Annotated in this window: 16 protein-coding genes; 6 read left to right on the forward strand and 10 right to left on the reverse strand. The window is 44.7% G+C overall.

Annotation, left to right across the window (positions count from 1 at the left end):
* Positions 1–31: 31 nt before the first annotated feature.
* The 3 genes from AV939_RS17020 to AV939_RS17030 all read right to left on the reverse strand — a co-directional run bounded on the left by AV939_RS17020 (position 32) and on the right by AV939_RS17030 (position 1,981).
* On the reverse strand, positions 32–538 hold the full coding sequence (locus AV939_RS17020; RefSeq protein ID WP_057789342.1) for a YgjV family protein: 507 nt from the start codon (positions 536–538) through the stop codon (positions 32–34).
* A 15-nt stretch (positions 539–553) separates the two neighbouring features.
* Positions 554–1,288: a tRNA1(Val) (adenine(37)-N6)-methyltransferase gene (locus tag AV939_RS17025; RefSeq protein WP_061997900.1), complete on the reverse strand. Its 735-nt coding sequence runs from the start codon at positions 1,286–1,288 to the stop codon at positions 554–556.
* Positions 1,289–1,360: 72 nt separating this feature from the next.
* Positions 1,361–1,981 carry an NAD(P)H-binding protein gene (locus AV939_RS17030; RefSeq protein ID WP_057789339.1) on the reverse strand — a complete coding sequence of 207 codons (621 nt, stop codon included), beginning with the start codon at positions 1,979–1,981 and terminating at the stop codon, positions 1,361–1,363.
* A 72-nt stretch (positions 1,982–2,053) separates the two neighbouring features.
* Here AV939_RS17030 and AV939_RS17035 point away from each other — a divergent pair, with 72 nt between their 5' ends.
* Complete coding sequence (locus AV939_RS17035) at positions 2,054–4,261, forward strand: S9 family peptidase (protein WP_057789333.1); 2,208 nt, start codon at positions 2,054–2,056, stop codon at positions 4,259–4,261.
* 142 nt (positions 4,262–4,403) lie between these two features.
* Here the strand turns inward: AV939_RS17035 and AV939_RS17040 are convergent, their stop codons facing one another.
* The gene (locus AV939_RS17040) at positions 4,404–4,778 is read right to left on the reverse strand and encodes a PH domain-containing protein (RefSeq protein WP_013782610.1); all 375 of its coding nucleotides are present in this window, start codon (positions 4,776–4,778) and stop codon (positions 4,404–4,406) included.
* A gap of 9 nt (positions 4,779–4,787) precedes the next feature.
* Positions 4,788–7,760, reverse strand: a complete 2,973-nt coding sequence (locus tag AV939_RS17045) for a putative bifunctional diguanylate cyclase/phosphodiesterase (protein WP_057789328.1) — start codon at positions 7,758–7,760, stop codon at positions 4,788–4,790.
* Between the two features lie 157 nt (positions 7,761–7,917).
* On the opposite strand from AV939_RS17045, the gene AV939_RS17050 reads away from it, so the two are divergent.
* From AV939_RS17050 to AV939_RS17060, 3 genes are read left to right on the forward strand one after another with little or no spacing between them, the layout of a single operon-like run.
* Positions 7,918–8,931: a serine/threonine dehydratase gene (locus AV939_RS17050; protein ID WP_057789326.1), complete on the forward strand. Its 1,014-nt coding sequence runs from the start codon at positions 7,918–7,920 to the stop codon at positions 8,929–8,931.
* Positions 8,932–8,933: 2 nt separating this feature from the next.
* Positions 8,934–10,679, forward strand: a complete 1,746-nt coding sequence (locus AV939_RS17055) for an amidohydrolase (protein WP_082604809.1) — start codon at positions 8,934–8,936, stop codon at positions 10,677–10,679.
* A gap of 21 nt (positions 10,680–10,700) precedes the next feature.
* Positions 10,701–11,342 carry an MBL fold metallo-hydrolase gene (locus AV939_RS17060; protein ID WP_057789324.1) on the forward strand — a complete coding sequence of 214 codons (642 nt, stop codon included), beginning with the start codon at positions 10,701–10,703 and terminating at the stop codon, positions 11,340–11,342.
* A gap of 117 nt (positions 11,343–11,459) precedes the next feature.
* Here AV939_RS17060 and AV939_RS17065 read toward each other — a convergent pair whose 3' ends face one another.
* Entirely contained in the window at positions 11,460–11,975 is a 516-nt protein-coding gene (locus tag AV939_RS17065; RefSeq protein ID WP_057789322.1) for a lactoylglutathione lyase family protein, read from the reverse strand.
* Positions 11,976–12,074: 99 nt separating this feature from the next.
* Between AV939_RS17065 and AV939_RS17070 the strand changes: the two genes are divergently transcribed.
* Positions 12,075–12,968 carry a LysR family transcriptional regulator gene (locus tag AV939_RS17070; protein ID WP_057789320.1) on the forward strand — a complete coding sequence of 298 codons (894 nt, stop codon included), beginning with the start codon at positions 12,075–12,077 and terminating at the stop codon, positions 12,966–12,968.
* Positions 12,969–12,999: 31 nt separating this feature from the next.
* Here AV939_RS17070 and AV939_RS17075 read toward each other — a convergent pair whose 3' ends face one another.
* The 3 genes from AV939_RS17075 to AV939_RS17085 all read right to left on the reverse strand — a co-directional run bounded on the left by AV939_RS17075 (position 13,000) and on the right by AV939_RS17085 (position 16,413).
* Entirely contained in the window at positions 13,000–13,845 is an 846-nt protein-coding gene (locus AV939_RS17075) for a class II glutamine amidotransferase (protein ID WP_061997901.1), read from the reverse strand.
* A gap of 91 nt (positions 13,846–13,936) precedes the next feature.
* Positions 13,937–15,052, reverse strand: coding sequence for a DUF917 domain-containing protein (locus AV939_RS17080; protein ID WP_057789317.1), 1,116 nt, complete (start codon positions 15,050–15,052; stop codon positions 13,937–13,939).
* Positions 15,049–16,413 carry a cytosine permease gene (locus tag AV939_RS17085; protein WP_057789316.1) on the reverse strand — a complete coding sequence of 455 codons (1,365 nt, stop codon included), beginning with the start codon at positions 16,411–16,413 and terminating at the stop codon, positions 15,049–15,051. The genes AV939_RS17080 and AV939_RS17085 overlap by 4 nt, the downstream gene beginning before the upstream one ends.
* Positions 16,414–16,894: 481 nt before the next feature.
* On the opposite strand from AV939_RS17085, the gene AV939_RS17090 reads away from it, so the two are divergent.
* Positions 16,895–17,428, forward strand: coding sequence for an Lrp/AsnC family transcriptional regulator (locus AV939_RS17090; RefSeq protein WP_057789314.1), 534 nt, complete (start codon positions 16,895–16,897; stop codon positions 17,426–17,428).
* Here the strand turns inward: AV939_RS17090 and AV939_RS17095 are convergent.
* The gene (locus AV939_RS17095; protein WP_057789313.1) at positions 17,417–18,133 is read right to left on the reverse strand and encodes a Crp/Fnr family transcriptional regulator; all 717 of its coding nucleotides are present in this window, start codon (positions 18,131–18,133) and stop codon (positions 17,417–17,419) included. The two genes, AV939_RS17090 and AV939_RS17095, sit on opposite strands and share 12 nt — an antisense overlap.
* Positions 18,134–18,169 lie beyond the last annotated feature (36 nt).

Below are 18,169 nucleotides of genomic sequence, written 5' to 3' on the forward strand. Positions count from 1 at the left end.
TTTTTTAAAAACCTCGCGCAGCCACTTTAGACTAATGGTTTACCTTCTTTTTATCACTAATCATCTTTGTCACGATGCTGAATAAGTTACTGATATTAAAAACAGTACCAAAAATACTGCCTACTGATAGGGCGTACATGAGCCCTAATGTTTCTGCGAGCAAGAAATAACGCCTTATTTTATCTGCCTCTCTTAACACAATTGAGCCTATCGTAAAGATAAGCGATGAGGCATAGGCAATAAATATGTTCCAGTCATGGTGCAGAATAAACCACTCATACAGCATGAAGAGGATATTGGCGGCCACGAAAATAAACAGTACCCATCGGCTACGATTTTTAATAGCAATAAAGTTACGTAACCCCGCTAAGCAAGTACCCACGCCGGCAGCCATGGCATCAAGCATAAAAAAGTGCACGCTTAAGCTCAGCAAAGCAAAGGCAGATATAAACAAATAGCGCTCTACACTATTTTGCCTATAACCAATAAAATTAAGTACGACGGCAATGGCACCGAACGCTTCAGCTACAATCAACATGCCAAACTACCTTTGTTAAAAGCGTAAATAAAATTCGCGGCAAAGCGCTTTGAAATCACATGAATAGTCTCCGGCTTCATCTCTAATCGCCAGGTGTTCTATGTCTCTGTGTTTATGGTTCTGGTTTTGGTTCTGTTGCTTGCTCATACAAAATACCGTTACATAAGGGCCGCGCTGGTCATCGTGCTGTACTCTCAATATACGATTCGTGAATAAACCTAATTCAGCAGCCATGTCTATAATTTCGTTCTCTCTGGCAAAAGGATAAAGGCAATAGAATTCACCAGTACGGGTAAGTGTTTCAGCAACAAATGAAAGAAGATTTACTGGAGTGAGTGAAACAGTTTGCCTAGCATTTTCTCTTATTTCGCTTTGTGATTGGTAGGCGTGGCTATCGCCTTTAACCTGTTCGAAATAGGGCGGATTAGACACGATAAGATCGAAAGCGTTATCTGCGGCTAAGTCGGACAACTTGGTATGCTGCACTGTTATTTTTGTTGGCCAAGGCGAAGCAGCAACGTTAGCGCTTGCTTGTAATGCAGCTCCTTTATCAATATCGATAGCGGTAATTTTAGCCGATGGGATAGACTGTTGCGCCATCATTAGCGCGAGAATACCCGTGCCAGTGCCGATATCAAGAATATGGACACCTTGATTGGGCTTAGCCCAACTGCCTAAAATAATACTGTCAGTATTTACCTTCATGGCACAATTGGTTTGATTAACAACGAATTGCTTACAGCGAAACATGGTGGTTCTCTTTATATTTCTGATTTTTGGTTTTGGTTTTGGTTTTGGCTGTTTAAGGCGCTGCGCTCTGCCCTACCACTTTTGCCTTGTCATCATGTTTCTTGCTACATCGACAGCATGTACTGGGCGATATTTCTTTAACGGTCCTTGCATCAACATTTTCCAAACTGGTGCAGTTTTTTGTGCCACATCTTCTAGAGTGCGAGATTCGCTTCGCGTGCCTAACAGAAGTGAAGGACGAACTGCCGCCGCATGAGGAAGCTGAGGCATACGCATTATCGCGTTTTCTAACTCACCTTTCACCCGCAAATAAAAATTACTGCTTTTTGCATCTGCCCCTACCGATGAGATCCACACAAAGCTACCGGTTCGCTGGGCACGGGTTAGTTGCGCGGCAATATGCACGTATTCGAAGTCAACGCGTCTGAACGCCGATTTAGAGCCGGCTTGTTTAAGTGTGGTACCTAAACAGCAATACACGTGATCAACACCAAAATACCCTTGGTAGTCCTGCAGGTTATCAAAATCGATAACCACGGGTTTTAACCTATTATATGGATCGGAAAATTGACTAGACTGCAGCGGTTTTCTAACCAAACAGGTCACTTCGCTGTAGCGACGGTCCTGTAAAAGTATATTTACCAACGTTCGTCCCACTAATCCGGTCGCTCCTAGCACCATTGCGGTTTTCATACTTAGTACCTTGTATCCTAAGACAGTTTCTCTACAATCAACCATTCGACAGTTAAAAATATGCAGATAAAAATGAAAAAAGCCCTTTTAATAGGAGCCGCTATGCTCTCTACAGCTGTACAGGCCGAACCGCTCGATATTGAGCGTATTTTCGCTTCTCCTTCCCTTGATGGCAATGCGCCTCGCGCACTTAAAGTTTCTCCAGATGGAGAAAGAGTTACGTTCTTAAAAGGAAAACAGACCGATTATGAACGTCTCGATTTATGGGAATACCATATAGACAGTGGCGAAACCCGCCTATTGTTCGATTCAAATGACCTTCAAAGTGGCGAAGAAGTGTTAAGTGACGAAGAAAAAGCCCGTCGCGAACGTATGCGTCTGTCGGGTAGTGGTATTGTAAGCTATCAATGGTCTGCAGACGGTAAGGCCCTCCTTTTCCCGCTAGGTGGTGATGTTTATTACCACAAACTCGGTGAAAAAGGGGCAAAGCAACTTCTTGATACTGACGTATTCGAAACTGATATTAAGCTTTCTCCTAAAGGAAATTACATTTCTTTCATTCGCGACCAAAACTTGTTTGTAAAACATATTGAGTCGGGCAAAGAAACCGCCATCACAAAAGAAGGCGGCGGTAACATTAAATTTGGAATGGCCGAATTCGTTGCCCAAGAAGAAATGGGCAGAATGACAGGTTACTGGTGGTCGCCAGATGAAAGCTTTATTGCATTTACCAAAGTAGATGAAAGCCCTGTAGATGTTATTTCTCGTTCTGAAATTTATGCCGACGACATTAAAACCATTGAACAAAAATACCCGAAAGCAGGCACCAACAATGTACTTGTTGAACTGGCTATTCAAAACATCAATAACGGTGCACGTAGATGGGTAGATTTAGGCGAAGACAAAGACATTTACCTTGCCCGCGGTAAGTGGATGCCTAACAGTGAAACCTTCACGTATCAGTGGCAGACTCGCGATCAACAAACGCTTGAGCTTAGAGCGTATAACGTTCCAACAGAAAAGCAGGACGTGTTGTTAAGCGAAACCAGTAATACGTGGGTTAACTTGCATAACGATTTGTACTTTTTGTCTGACTCAGACCAGTTTATCTGGGCTTCTGAGCGAGATGGCTTCAAGCACCTTTACCTTTACGAGAACAGCGGTAAGTTAGTACGTCAGCTAACTCAAGGCGACTGGGTGGTTGATAACATTGAGGCGGTTGATGCTAAGAGCAACCGAATTTACTTCGCAGGTCGTAAAGACACACCGCTTGAAAGTCACGCCTATTCAGTGTCATTAGACGGTGGTGATATTTCACGTATTACCAATGAAGGCGCTTATCACAGTGTATCGTTCAGTAAAGATGCTTCTATCTTTATCGACCGCTTCTCTACCATTAATTCACCTGCCCAAGTGAATTTAAATGATGCTTCTGGCAAGCGTATTACATGGCTTGAAGAAAACAAAGTTGAAGAAGGCCACCCGCTACATCCCTATATGGACACGTGGACTAAACCTGAATTTGGTGACATTACCACCAAAGATGGCGCAACCTTAAAGTACCGTATTTACAAACCTGAAAACCTTGAAAAGAAACACCCTGTTATTGTGTATCTTTACGGTGGTCCACACGCGCAAGTTGTGACGAATAGCTGGGCAGGTAACCGTGGGTTACTGATGCAGCATTGGGTAGATAAGGGCTATGTGGTGTTTACCCTTGATAACCGTGGCTCTAACTACCGTGGTAAAGCATTTGAAGATCCTATCTACAAGAAAATGGGCTTTATTGAAGTTGACGACCAAGTAGCAGGTGTTGAGTTTTTACGTACCCTACCGTACGTAGATGCTAAGCGTATTGGTGTTCATGGCCACAGTTATGGTGGTTATATGACGCTAATGACCATGTTTAAAGCCGGTGATTACTTCCAAGCAGGTGTGTCTGGCGCACCAGTTACCGACTGGCGCTTATACGACACCCATTACACCGAACGCTATATGGGTAACCCTAAAACCGATGACGATGCGTACACCGCCTCTTCCGTATTCCCATACGCAAAAGACTTAAAGGGTGACTTGCTTATTTATCACGGAATGGCTGACGACAACGTGTTGTTCACCCACTCTACCATGCTATACAAACATCTTCAGGATTTGGCAATTCCATTTGAAACCATGGATTACCCTGGTAAGAAGCACAGTATTCGTGGTAAGCAAACGGGGATCCATTTGTACAAAACAATTACTAACTTCTTCGATAGAAATTTAACGCCTGAGCAATAAGGTTTTATATTTTTAAGCTTTGAAAAAAGGTTTTAACAAAAAAACGGCGGTGCTTTTAAAAGCACCGCCGTTTTTATTTATACTTCGCTTATTCTTTTTTAACCCGCCGTTAAACCTAGGCTGGCAATAACAAAATATGGCGTTAGGCGAACATCTGATTAGCTAAGTTCTTCTGCACATCTTGCGCCGACGCTTTACTTAACTCAATTTCGATAGCATCACTTTTACCTGATAACCATATTTTTAGTTCTGCATCGGTATCGAAGTGGCCCGCAGTTTCTACCACAAACTGCGTGATCGACTTATAAGGAATAGAGTGGTAGTTCACCTTTCTGCCTGTTAATCCTTGCTTATCAATAAGGATCAAACGCTTATTGGTAAATACACTTAAATCTCTTACTAGTTTAAATGCCGCGGTGACGGTTTCATTTTCAGCCAGTATGGGTGAGAGTTCTTCATTTACCGCTTCAGCGCTGGTTTCACTAGCGTTACCTAGCAAGGTGTCAAATAAGCCCATTTTATTCTCCTAAACAGACACGAGTTTTGTAAGCCACTGTACGCGATGAGCAAGGGGTTGGGGCTTATCTAAGGCAAAACCTTGACCGTAGTCTACCTGTAATACCTTTAGTACATTTGCCGTTGCGGTATCTACCACAAACTCCGCCACCGTTTGCTTACCCATACTGTGAGCAATATTATTTATCGCGGTAACTGTAGCATGATCGATTGGATCGTGAACAATATTTCGAACAAAGGAACCGTCAATTTTGACGTAGTCGACATCCAAGTTTTTAAGGTAGGTGAAAGACGACATCCCCGCACCAAAATCGTCGAGGGCAAAGCTACAGCCTATTGCTCGAAGCGTGGAGATAAAATGCTTTGCCGCACTTAAGTTGGTGACCGCGGTGGTTTCGGTGATTTCAAAGCAAATCTTTTCTAAAGGTACTGGGGTGCCTTGAAGCCGCTGGGTAATTTTCAACAAGGTGATTTCATCACCAAGGGTAATCCCTGACAAGTTAATGGCCACTTTAGCCACATTGTCTACGTGCAGCGGATTGGCCTCTAACATCTTTAACGTATTATCTACTACCCAATAGTCCACTTTGTTCATTAAGCCATGACGCTCGGCAAGAGGAATAAATAAACCTGGGCTAATTAGGCTACCGTCGCTTCCCGTCAGGCGAAGCAATATTTCATAGTGCTCAAGGGCGGTGGCAGTGTCTTCGCCTATGCTATTTAGCGGCATAATGGCTTGGCTATATAATTCAAAACCATCGAACTGAAGTGCTTTATGCAGGGTGTGTAGTACGTCATTTTCGCTGCTATCCATGCCTAGCTGAGCATCTTGAGCGTGATAGACAAAGTATCTGTTTCTTCCTAAATGCTTGGCCTTATAACAGGCATTGTCAGCTGCCTTTATAAGCTCTGCCGCATTATGTTCTTGAGGGGTTATTTCAATGACACCAATGCTTGCACCAACGAAAAATAGCTTATCTCCATACATAAACCGATAAGTAGAGATAGCCTTTAACAGTTTATCGAGCTTTATTTTTACCTTATCGAGGGGCTGTTGATGATAAATAATACAAAACTCATCCCCGCCGATGCGGGCAAGTAAGTCTTTGTCACTGATATGCCGCTTAAAGATGGTAGACACTTCCTGAAGTAACTTATCGCCAGCTGGGTGCCCACAACTGTCGTTCACTAACTTAAATCTGTCCATATCGATAAAGCACATCACGCCGGGGTTAGTTGTATCACCCGACGTGGATGCTGGGAATATGGAAGTGACGTTATCTCTTACAATTTCGACATTTTTATCAACAGTATTGACGGCATTAGACTCTAAAATTTCTCGTAGTTGCTTATCAAAAGCATAGCGGTTGAGTAGACCCGTCAATTGATCATGATTTGCTTGATACGCTACTTCAGCTTGTAATTCTTGCTCTTTTGTCACATCCCTGGCTATGCCCTCCACCGCAATTAGCGCGCCAGATTCATCTAATATAGGGGTATCTGAAAACTCTAGTACCAACTCGGTACCATCATAACTGGTGTAGTGAACCAGATAAGGGGCGGGTTTTACTCCCAGACCCGATTTCGCTCGTATTTCGAAAGTCTCATCTGGTATTCTTCTGACAAGTCGAGATTGTTTTTCGATAAAATTATCTGGAGTAAAACCTAAGATAGTACTAATTCCTGCACTCACATAAATAAACTTATGTTCAGCGGTTTTGGTATAAACGAAGTGCCTGTGCATGCCATCTACCAACCTGCGATAGCGCTCTTCGCTATGTTTAAGAGCTTGCTGAGCCTTAAATCTCTCTGTGACATCCCTTGCGGTCAAGGCAATATTGTCCCCGGCTTTAACTACTTGTACCTTCAACCATTCAGGTGCAATTTTATTCCCTTTGATAGCAACATACTCTTCAAAGGGCTTGTTGTTTATTGCCACCGCAACAACACTATCAAAGAGGTCAGCTTTGCCTAGAAGCGTTAACTGAGCTTTCAGTGTTTTAGTGCTTAACTCTGAACATGCCCCACGAAATAGAAATCGACTGTAGCGGTTTGCTTCAACTAACTCATAATCATTGCCTGCAGGGCGATAAATGACTAACGCATCTAACGATGCCTCACTGGCCGTAAGGTAACGCTTTTGACTGGCCGATAGATTCACCGCACCTTTCATTTGCTTATGAAAAATCCAACTGGCCAACGCCGACATGAAAAGCCCTATCACCACGACTAATACACCAGATCTATAACGCCCCACTTCGGTCTGCATAGACAGCGAAAACTGACGACCAATAAACGGAAACGGCTCAGTCGCAATCACGGTTCCGTCATCAACTAACTCACCATTGCTAAATAGGGTGCGACCAGCGTCTTGAAGCGCAAAATTAAACTGAGGACCTTCTAGCTCGCCAAGCATAACGCCCAAAATCGTTTGTGCATCAAAGCCCGCCAGTAAGAACCCGTGATTGAGTTCTTGAGGGCTAATGGTACGGCCAACAATAATATGATAATGCCCCGTTACCGACGAATGAACCAATGTACTGGTCAACGACTCAGCAGGTGTGGGAATAGTGAGCCCTACCGATGCGAGTGGCTTGCCGATAAGTTCGTTTGATAGGCGAGTTTTCATTCCATGGCTAGGGGTAGCTATCCATTGGATGACACCATTTTGATCAGCAAAGGTTAGCGAACTATACCCGCGCTGCATTCCCATCAACGACATCGCTTGCGCATTAAACCAATCCACCTGATTGGGCGCAAAGGTTGGCCAGTTTCGCATTAAATTATGAACGGCTTGCATACGTTCTGTAGAGAATACTTCTAAGCTAATCTTTACCTGTTCGGCAACGGATTGGGCTTTCGAAATTCGAACTCGCTTGTCTTCATTGTCTAGATAGACACCAGCTGCGACAAAAAGCAGGGATAGAAACACGAACAGCACTAGGGGCAGCCCGTATATTCGCTGGGTAACTCTTGATTGCATTACGATTACCTCTCATCGAGAGGGTAGGAATATAAACCGCGAAGATGAATTTTTTATGAATTAGCCTTTTAGCATTTAAATGATAGGGTATAACTTTACTTAAATATAAACTGCGTTTAAATAAACGTATTTCTAATGCAGATACAAGGCGTTACTCATGCACTCTAGTGAAACGGAACTCTCCTACTCGGCCATAACTCAAGCGTATGACAGAATTAAAGACCACGTTAAGCGCACACCTATTATGGAGTCGAGCCTGTTAAATAAGTGGATGGGGCATCGTATTTTATTTAAAGCTGAATGCCTTCAAACCATAGGAGCATTTAAGCTGCGCGGCGCACTAAATTTCTTGGCGCACTTAGATGAACGGGGTGAACTACCTAAAAAGGTGGTGGCCAATAGTTCAGGTAATCATGCCCAGGCTGTGGCTTATGCTGCTGCAAAATATGGCATTCCCGCCACTATTTTCGCTAGCGAAACCATTTCTCCTATTAAAGCAGCGGCCACCGAAAGCTATGGAGCAAAGTTGAAACTCTTTGCTACCCGCCAAGAAGCCGATATTGCCGTGGCCAATGCCGCTGAGGAAGCAGGTACGGTATGGATACCGCCGTTTAACCATCCAGATATTGTAGCTGGCCAAGGTACTGCTGCCGTTGAAGCCCTAGAAGATGCAGGTAAAGTAGATGCTATATTCGCCCCTTGTGGCGGTGGTGGTTTGTTATCGGGCACTTTGCTTACTGCTCGGGCGTTACAACCCGATGCGTTAGTTATTGGGGCTGAACCACTTGCCGCCAACGATGCCTCTCAGTCATTGCAGCAAGGTGAGATAGTTGCCCTTGATGCACCGCCGGTGACCCTTGCCGACGGCGCTGCAACGCCCTCAGTGGGCAATGTGACCTTTCCTCTATTACAAGAACTTGATGATTTTTACGAAGTGGACGAATTGCAAATAGCCTACTGGACACAGTGGCTGCAGCACCTATTGAAACTTCACATAGAACCCACTTGCGCCATGAGTATGGCAGCGGTTGCGGCATGGGCTGCTAACACACCACCTGGCCAAACTGCGTTGGTTATGCTGTCTGGCGGCAATATTAGCCAAGCCTCTATGGCTGCAATTTGGGAACGAGACTTTTTGCTTCAACCCCCTATTATTAACACGGAAGAATAAGCATGCTAAAAATGCACGTTAATACGACAGAAATAGTACGTGAAATTACCCTTAGTCAAAGTAACAACCGCCTCATAAAGCGCTCCATTCTTAAATTAGGTGGCGCGTTTGCTATTGCCTCACTATCCAGTATCGCTTGTGCAGCAACACTTTTTACCAACGTAAAAGGTTACACGCTGAATGATGATGCTGAGTTAGTGACCTTCTCAAACATCCTTATTGATGACGGTAAGGTGGTATCGCTAAACGTCAGTGCAAAAGACACTAAAGCCGGCATGACTGATGATGTGTCGATAACAGAAACCATTGATGGTGAAGGTCTCGTTATGTTGCCTGGCCTTATTGATGCTCACGGGCACTTATTGGGCTTGGGGGCTAACCTACTTGAAGTGGATTTACGTGAAAGCACCAGTGCTGCCAATGCCGCAGAAAGCGTGGCGGAATATGCACTGGCAAATAGCACGCAACCTTGGATTACTGGCCGAGGTTGGAACCAAGAATTATGGTCTGATAGAGCCTTTCCAACCAGTTCTGATTTAGACAAAAAAGTGTCTGACCGCCCTGTTTGGCTCACTCGTGTAGACGGCCATGCTGGCTGGGCAAATACCAAGACCCTCACCTTAGCGGGTATCACTAAAGACACGCCTACACCGGTTGGCGGTGAGATTGTTAAAGATGCGAATGGCGAGCCAACAGGGGTATTAATTGATAATGCCATGGCGTTAGTCGAACCCTATTTGCCAACGCAAAGCAATGCGGTATACAAACGCCAACTAGATGCAGCAGGTAAGCACTTACTATCAAATGGCATTACGTCAATGCATGATGCAGGTGTCGGCCGTGGTGTGTACGACTTTTATATTAAACAAGCAGTTCAAGCTGAACTGCCCATTCGAATATACGCCATGATAAGCGCCACTGACCCCGACTTAAGTAAACTATTAGGAAAAGGGCCCATTCGCGACGCTAACGATTATTTATATATTCGTTCAGTAAAAGCCTATGGCGATGGTGCGCTTGGCAGCAGAGGCGCAGCCTTATTAGCCCCCTACTCTGACGCACCCCACCAGCATGGTTTATTACTCACTCAGCCTGAAGATATGACGCCGTTGTTTACGTCGGTCATAGGCGCTGGGTTTCAATTGAATTACCACGCTATTGGCGATAAAGCGAATCATGTTGCGCTGAATGAGTTTGAAAAAACATTTACGGCTATCGGCGGTAGTGAATTACGTAACCGAATAGAACATGCGCAAGTTATCGCGCCTGAAGATCTCGCTCGTTTTGCCGAGTTAGATGTATTGCCATCCATGCAGCCCACTCACGCTACCAGCGATAAAAACATGGCTGAAGATCGTATTGGCAAAGACAGAATGGAAGGCGCTTATGCGTGGCAAACTTTACTTGAATCAGGTATTCCTTTGCCTCTTGGCTCAGATTTCCCAGTGGAGTTGGCTAACCCATTCTATGGTTTACACGCTGCGGTAACCCGCCAAGACAGAGAAAACCAGCCAGTTAAAGGCTGGTATGCCCACGAGGCGCTTACTATTAAGCAAGCCTTTAAAGGTTTTACCTTAGATGCTGCTTACGCGGGACATATGGAAGACACCCTTGGCACTCTTACGCCTGGCAAGTGGGCGGATTTCATACTGGTTGATCAAGATATCTTTACCATAGATAAAAAAGATATTTGGAAAACCCAAGTGCATGCTACCTACATAGCAGGTAAAAAAGTGTTTTCGAAATAGCCTTTGTTGGGAGGAAGCACATTGGAAATTATTATTATACCGGTGACGCCATTTGCTCAAAACTGTTCGCTTATTTGGGACGCAGGTAGCAAGCAAGGGGCATTTGTTGACCCTGGCGGAGATATACAGAAGCTCATCTGCGCGGCGTCAGATAATCAGGTAACTATTGAAAAAATCATTCTTACCCACGGTCATTTAGACCATGTAGGCGGCACTGTCGAACTTGCTAAATACTACGATGTGCCGATAGTAGGACCACACCTAGGTGACAAATTCTGGCTAGATGCTCTAATGCAGCAAAGCCAAATGTTTGGCTTTCCACCTGCCACGCCCTTTGTGCCGAACCAATGGTTAAGCGACAACGATACCATTTCAGTTGGAGAGCTAACGCTTGAGGTATTGCACTGCCCGGGGCATACCCCTGGCCATGTGGTTCTCGTGGAGCGAATAAGTAACAAGGTTATTGTGGGTGATGTGATTTTTGCTGGTTCAATTGGGCGCACTGATTTCCCTCAAGGAGATCATCAACAGCTACTCGATTCAATAAACGCAAAAATTTTAACACTACCTGACGATATGGTGATTTATCCTGGTCATGGCCCTACCACCACGGTAGCAAAAGAAAAAGCCAGTAACCCTTACGTTGCATCACAATGGGGTTAAGTGCCAGTAGGAATAGCAATAGAAGCGCCAATAGAATAGTTTTTCTGCCCATTAAAAAAGGCGAGTGATCCACTCGCCCTTTACTTATTGCGCTTCTTTACCTATTGCCTTCTTTACTTACTGGTAGGCACCGCTAGCATAATGAAGTTCATAGCTGTGGCTATAAATTTCAAGGATGTTACCAAACGGGTCTTCCATGTAAATCATGCGGTAAGGCTTTTCGCCTGGGTAGTAATAACGTGGTGCTTTCATGCGTTTCTTACCACCGGCTTCTACAATCTTTTCTGCCAAGCCTTCAACATCAGGGTCTTGAACACAGAAATGGAACACACCCGTTTTCCAGTATTCGAAGTTGTTCTCAGGGTTTTCCTGATTTTTAAATTCAAATATTTCAACACCTACGCGGTCGCCCGTTGAAAGGTGAGCAATGCGGAATTTATCCCAACCTGCACCAAATACATCAGTACACATTTCACCAATTGCTGAGTCATCTTCAACAATTTCAGTTGGCTTCATGATTAAGTACCAGCCTAGTACTTCAGTGTAAAACTTAACGGCGGCATCAAGGTCTGGAACCGAAATACCAATATGTGAAAACGTACGTGGATAAGGGGTCTTAACTGCTTCAGTCATCTTTATCTCCTCGATGTAAAGTATGCACGTATATTAACTAGACAAACCCACTACTGGAAATTATGATTATTTCTTAAATCCATAACATAAATTTATAGCATGCTGAATCCTTTGTGGCTCGACACCTTTAAGATGTTAGTTGAAACGGGTAATTTCACCCGCACCGCAGAACAGCGGTTTATGACCCAGCCAGGCGTGAGCCAGCATATTAAGAAGCTTGAAGATGCCTGTGGCTGTGCGCTACTTATTCGTTTGGGTAAAGGGGTTGAACTGACCGAACAAGGCCAACGAGTTTACGACTATGCGCTAAGCTTGAGTAAGCATGAGCAAGCGCTGATAGAGAGTTTAAAGTTTGATGCACCCTATGAAGGTAAGTGCGTAATTGGGTGTTCTGGTGCGTTAGCACAGCGTTTGTACCCTGTGTTAGTTGAGCTACAAGTCACCCATCCTCGCTTGAGCATACATTTAGAAGTTGCCCCAAACCGCACCATATTAAACAACATTCAAGCATCTAGCCTTGAACTAGGCATAGTTACCCAGCAGCCTGACGAGGAATTGTTTTCATCTGAAAAGATAGGCCATGAATCACTGGGGCTTATTTTACCCAAGGATACGCCTTATGAGGCCATTGACGATACATTGCTCGCCCTTGGATTGATAAATCACCCAGATGCCATGCATTACTTAAAGCTTTATTTTAGTCACAGCGGCGAGCAAGCCTTGATGCAGTTAGATCCTAGCCGGTTGCCACAGCGTGGTTATATAAACCAACTGTCTCAAATTTTATTGCCGGTTAGTAAAGGGCTAGGCTTTACCGTACTGCCTATTAAGGTGCTTGATAGCTTTGCTGACGCGGCAAACAGCTTAACCATTTACCCCGCAAGGCACGATGTGACTGAACCGCTGTATTTTGTGAAAACACCTCACCGCTCACTGCCACTTCGCTATCAAAAAATTCAGTCGTTGATTGTGGAAGCGCTCGAAAGCAGCTAAGTTAATAAAATCAGTTAAAAGCGATGCGAGCTCAACTTGCTTGTTGAGCACTCAAATCGGGATCGGGGCTGGTCATAGCGGCTTCAGATTTATGTATGGGTACATCTACTTTGCCGCTGGCAATCACTTCGCCTTGCTGCCATAGCTTCCATTCACCACGCTCGTATATATCCCACTGTTCGTCATGAGTAAGCGGCGCGGTTGCAATAATGCTCACCACATCATTGGGTGTAGTTTCAGCGGCAAAATCAATTTCTACTTCCACGTCACTTAAGCAAGCTGGGCCAAACGGCGCGCGGCGGGTAATACTGGCCATTTTAGTGCTGCAAAATGAAAACAACCATTCGCCATTGCTGAGCAAGCAATTAAATACACCTTGCTCTGCGTAGCCTTTGGCGATATTTACCAGCGTATCGGCCAATTGTTGCGGCATAGCATCTCGAGGCAGGTTTTCCCGCACTTGATTCATTAAATCGCAGAACATGGCTTCGCTGTCGGTATCTCCTACCGCTTCATACATGCCTTCACGAGGCACAAAGTTAGGTAGCTGCCCATTATGTGCGAACACCCAATACTTACCCCACATTTCTCGGGTAAAGGGGTGGGTGTTGGCGAGGTTAATATTGCCGACATTGGCTTGGCGAATATGACAAATAGCCGTTTCGCTCTTAATCGGCAGATGAGAAACAAACTCTGCAATTTGAGAGGTAGCACAGGGTTCGGGGTCGTGAAAAAGGCGGATGCCCTTGCCTTCATAAAATGCCATACCCCAGCCATCCTTGTGCGGGCCTGTTTCGCCACCGCGTCGGGTGAGGCCGGTAAAGCTAAAACACAAATCAGTTGGCGTATTGGCACTCATGCCAAGCAGTTCACACACGATATACCCTTTTTAGAACGTAAATATTAGCAGGCATTGAGCATAAACAAGCTTGGCGCGCTAAGCAACGCGCAATACGGCTAATTTATACCTATTTATTATGCCTATTTTGCAAGCTAGCAGGGCGGTAAGGCGCATCCACACCCACATAGGCTGGGCCAAAGGTGGCTAAACCTTTCTGGGTTAAAAACGCTTCAGGGGCAGGTAAGATAATAACCGCCAACGATTGCCCAATTTCGTAATGTGGATTAGTCACTGGCTCCCCCGTATTATCATCTATCACGCAAATAAGGTCTGGTATAGTTACGTCCACTTCACCGTCGTAATAACTAACTAAGTTTTCGTTCTTAACCCCTAGCTGATAGGTATGGCCTTCATCATCGCCTGCGCCAGCTAAATCAACGGTTCCGACAGAAAAGCCACCTATGGTATCAAATTCAAAGGCGGTCACTTTGCCTCTAAAGGCAACAAAACCATTACCGACGTCTGCAATCACTTTGGCAGCATCACCACCTTGCAGCTTGGCAGCCGACACCGCTTTACCTAGCGCCCATGCCTTTGAAATCGTTCCGCCTATTAGGGCGTGGCGAATGTCTTTTACAGGCATAGCATGGTCGATAGCCGCAATGTCGTTGGCGCTCACTTGGCAAAGTGCACGCATAACATGCTCGGCTCTTTGATCGTCACGCAAGCCTTCACACACAAAGGTTTCGCAAAAGTTATTAGCGGCAATAACAGGCGCGGCATTAAGGCCATTTAGATAATAGGTTGAATGGGTAATTTCTGGTACTGCCCGCCCAGCAGGGTCAGCGTCAATCACCACACCGTTATTCAACGCCGCGGTATAAAATGCCACTGCCGTATTAGAACCGCCCATTTCACAGCACACGGTGCCATAAAACTTCCTATCAAAATAAGATTCTATGCGGCTATACGCGCTGCAAATTGCTGGCTCGGTATTTCTAGGTAGCGCTTTGTATTCGTCGGCCTCTTTGGCACTTAAATCTAGCGCACCAAGTAAATAAGGCGTACAAATCCATGCATCATCAGGAGCTTCATCAAGCCCTACTAGGCGTATTGGCAAGCCTTTTTCGATTACCTCATCAATGAGTGCTAGGCCTTCACTCATTTCGCCACCGCCCCCTGTACCTAGCACAGTGCAGCCTAGCAAAATGTCTTTCATATCTTGAAAGCTTAACTCTTTCATGGGTTTTCTCTCTTAGTACTGTTCTTGATAGGGTTGTCAGTTCTGCTATCTGTATTGCTATCGATGCTGCTCCTAGTACTTATGTTAGTTCTGAAAGCGCGAGTTATATAAGATAAAATGAGGTAGCTGACTAGCGACACAATTAAAGCGTCTATCGCTTCAATAGGCGTGATAAAAAGCCCTGTTTCAACGCTTGTAAAGGTAAACAAGATGCCAGTTATCCACGCAGCTATGGCGCTAATATTAAAAGAGGGAATAAAGTCATCCGTTCGGTACACAGCTTGCTTTCTTAAAATAAAAAAATCAGCGCAGTAGATAGCGGCCACAGGGGTAAACATGATGGACAACGAGAATAAAAACTCAGAAAAACTATCAAGTAAATTAAGGGATGACGCTACAGCTCCCATCACACCCATGGCTATGATCAATACCTTTTGTTTACCGCCGTTAATGACTGCCGCAGCCCCCAATGAGGCGCTATATAGATTCAACACATTGGTGAGCCAACTTGAACAAATAAGCAGTACAAAGGCTGCTAGCCCTAGTCCAACTTTTACCATTAGCGCAAGAATATCGTCGCTACCGAATACATTTGCGGCTAAAGAGGCAGCAATGTATACGAACGTACTTAGTAGAAAGAAGGGAATGAAAGACGCTGACCATGCATCTCGTTTTGTTCGACAAAAGCGCGCTAAATCAGGCAGTAAAACAATAGATACAATAAAGCTTCCTACCACTGCCGATACCGCCGTACCAAAACTCATTGTAGGCTCGACCGCCGCCAAGCCGCCTGAAGACTCCATTGCCATGGCGCTTTTTATTAATAGGAATAATGTGACCACTCCCATTATGGGCACCAGCCAAGTGGATAATTTTTCCATGCGCTGAAAGCCGTACAAGGTAGTGATTACAATCACCGCACTAACGCCCCACTCAATAGCACTGGAGTTAAAGGTAATGCTCAAGTAATCAACTAACAAACCGTTGGTGGCCAGCGCGAACAAGTCTAAGTTAACGCCGTACCAGCCGAGTAACGACAGCACAAAACAAAATGACACCAGCTTTGCGCCCCACACGCCAAACACATGCCGTATGGTGACATACGATGTTAGCCGGTTGGCACGCCCTACCAGCGCAGTCACCGTGCCAAAGAAAGCTAAAATTAAGCCCCCTACCAGAAAAGCAGCAAGACTTTCCCAAAAGCCCAGCGCTTCGCCTATTTCTATACCCGTAATTAGTCCAGGTACCGCAAAAGCTAATGCCCCGTTAATCATACCTACCGCCACACCGCTTGTTTGTGCACTTTCAGGCACAGGCTCTAGGGCATAGTCGTTAGTATCTGCTGTACTTTCAGACGTCATCTTTTTGTTATCCCTGTTAGGTTGCGGCTTTCGATAAAGCGCTGGGCAATATAGCTCAACCATTTCAGTATTTATCGTATTAATTTATTCGGTTGATGTCAGATTGGCGCACATAAGGTGCCAAGCTTAAATTGACGCATCAAAAACACTCTGGGTTGGTGAGACAAAAATCACTATGGTTGCTTTGTCTCACATACTGTATTTCACAATTCCTATATCGCATGTCCTGTTTTAATTACTGGAACTATTGTGCAAACTTATCGCAAAATAATATTTTGTTTGTTAGTTAATTTTGATAATTTGACTAGCGAACTTCACGTTCACAAAGAACTTTTTCCCACTCACGAAAATTTTATTTCACATGAGCCGGATATCTTTGCTGCGGGTAATCTGTGATTAGCGGCGCCAATAAAGGCTTTTGGTACGTAAGATACGTCGTATATGTAGCAAACCGTGCGTTTAAGACAAAAGAAGCCACCTTATGAAAAAGATTATTCATTTAGACAGCTACAATCAAAAGATATTGGCCATATTACATTTGCAAGCAGACCTCACCAACGTGGAGTTAGCGGGACGCGTTAACCTTTCACCTAGTGCCTGCTTCCAGCGGGTTAAGGCACTTAAAGAGGCCGGCTACTTTCGTACCTTTCATGCAGACGTGAATATTGAAGCTATGTGCGAACATGTTTTTGCGTATGTTGAATTTACCTTGCATGACAATAGCGCCCCTTTCAAACGGCGCTTCATTGCCGCTATTCAAGAAATACCTGAGTTCATGGATTGCATGCAGATAACGGGGAAAGTGGATTATGTGTCGTTCAGTTGTTTTGCGAATATCGCTAAACTCAATGACGCCTGTACATTGCTAAGTGACAGAGAGGAGCTTGGTATTAAGCGCATTGAAAATAGAATTATTTTATCCAGAGAAAAGTTTTTTTTAGGCTATCCCCTCGCGCAATTGAAATGGTTGGATAAAGCGGAGGTTTCAATGAGTGATCACGCCTCAGACAGGTAACAAAGATACATTGTCATTTAGCCACTTCGACATTGCTTGCATATCAACAATCTCCACTTTCCCATATTGCTTTCGAATTAGTGAAAGGGATACCAACTTATTTAGCGCTTTGTGGGCGGTTAACACAGTTACCCCTAAACGCTCAGCATAGTCGCTTTGCCTAAGCGCTACTGCAGTGCTAGTTTGACTTAAGCTAGCTTGAACGGATTTAGTTTCAACTGAGCTTGCTTGCGCAACGCTGGTTTGGTAAATCAATTTTGCCAATTGTACATGAGTCGGTAAGCGTAAAATGTCATCTAGCCGCTCTAAGGTAGCGTGAAGCTTTATGGCAAGATTGCGCGTTAAAAATACGCCAACTTCAGGGTGCGCAGCTTCGAGTTGCCGAAAGCGACTTTCATTAATTTGCAGCACGGTGCAGTCGGACATTGCTTGCGCATGATGGGTTCTGGCTAACGATGCATATAAAGTGAATTCACCAAAAGTGTCGCCCCGTTCTAGCACTGTGGTAAGTTGATAATTACCGTCCACGCCATAATTGCCCACCTTCACCTGCCCAGCCTCCACGATAGAAAGCCCAGGTTTTAAATCCCCTCGATTGTGGATCATAGCGCCCTTGTCGTACTCAGTTGGCGTACCAAATTGCGTGCACAGCTCAAGTAATGATTCAGGCATGATAATTTGATTGAGCGCTTTTATATAAGACACTTTTTCACCAAATCTATAGTTCTATATATTTACTAT

This window comes from Alteromonas sp. Mac1, from assembly GCF_001562125.1.
GTDB classification, from domain to species: Bacteria; Pseudomonadota; Gammaproteobacteria; order Enterobacterales; family Alteromonadaceae; genus Alteromonas; species Alteromonas stellipolaris.

Coding starts and splice junctions, on each gene's coding strand:
- AV939_RS17090 (WP_057789314.1), top strand. CDS start 16,895: ATGAAAAAGATTATTCATTTAGACAGCTACAATCAAAAGATATTGGCC.
- AV939_RS17025 (WP_061997900.1), bottom strand. CDS start 1,288: ATGTTTCGCTGTAAGCAATTCGTTGTTAATCAAACCAATTGTGCCATG.
- AV939_RS17050 (WP_057789326.1), top strand. CDS start 7,918: ATGCACTCTAGTGAAACGGAACTCTCCTACTCGGCCATAACTCAAGCG.
- AV939_RS17030 (WP_057789339.1), bottom strand. CDS start 1,981: ATGAAAACCGCAATGGTGCTAGGAGCGACCGGATTAGTGGGACGAACG.
- AV939_RS17055 (WP_082604809.1), top strand. CDS start 8,934: ATGCTAAAAATGCACGTTAATACGACAGAAATAGTACGTGAAATTACC.
- AV939_RS17035 (WP_057789333.1), top strand. CDS start 2,054: ATGAAAAAAGCCCTTTTAATAGGAGCCGCTATGCTCTCTACAGCTGTA.
- AV939_RS17065 (WP_057789322.1), bottom strand. CDS start 11,975: ATGACTGAAGCAGTTAAGACCCCTTATCCACGTACGTTTTCACATATT.
- AV939_RS17020 (WP_057789342.1), bottom strand. CDS start 538: ATGTTGATTGTAGCTGAAGCGTTCGGTGCCATTGCCGTCGTACTTAAT.
- AV939_RS17070 (WP_057789320.1), top strand. CDS start 12,075: ATGCTGAATCCTTTGTGGCTCGACACCTTTAAGATGTTAGTTGAAACG.
- AV939_RS17045 (WP_057789328.1), bottom strand. CDS start 7,760: ATGCAATCAAGAGTTACCCAGCGAATATACGGGCTGCCCCTAGTGCTG.
- AV939_RS17085 (WP_057789316.1), bottom strand. CDS start 16,413: ATGACGTCTGAAAGTACAGCAGATACTAACGACTATGCCCTAGAGCCT.
- AV939_RS17080 (WP_057789317.1), bottom strand. CDS start 15,052: ATGAAAGAGTTAAGCTTTCAAGATATGAAAGACATTTTGCTAGGCTGC.
- AV939_RS17040 (WP_013782610.1), bottom strand. CDS start 4,778: ATGGGCTTATTTGACACCTTGCTAGGTAACGCTAGTGAAACCAGCGCT.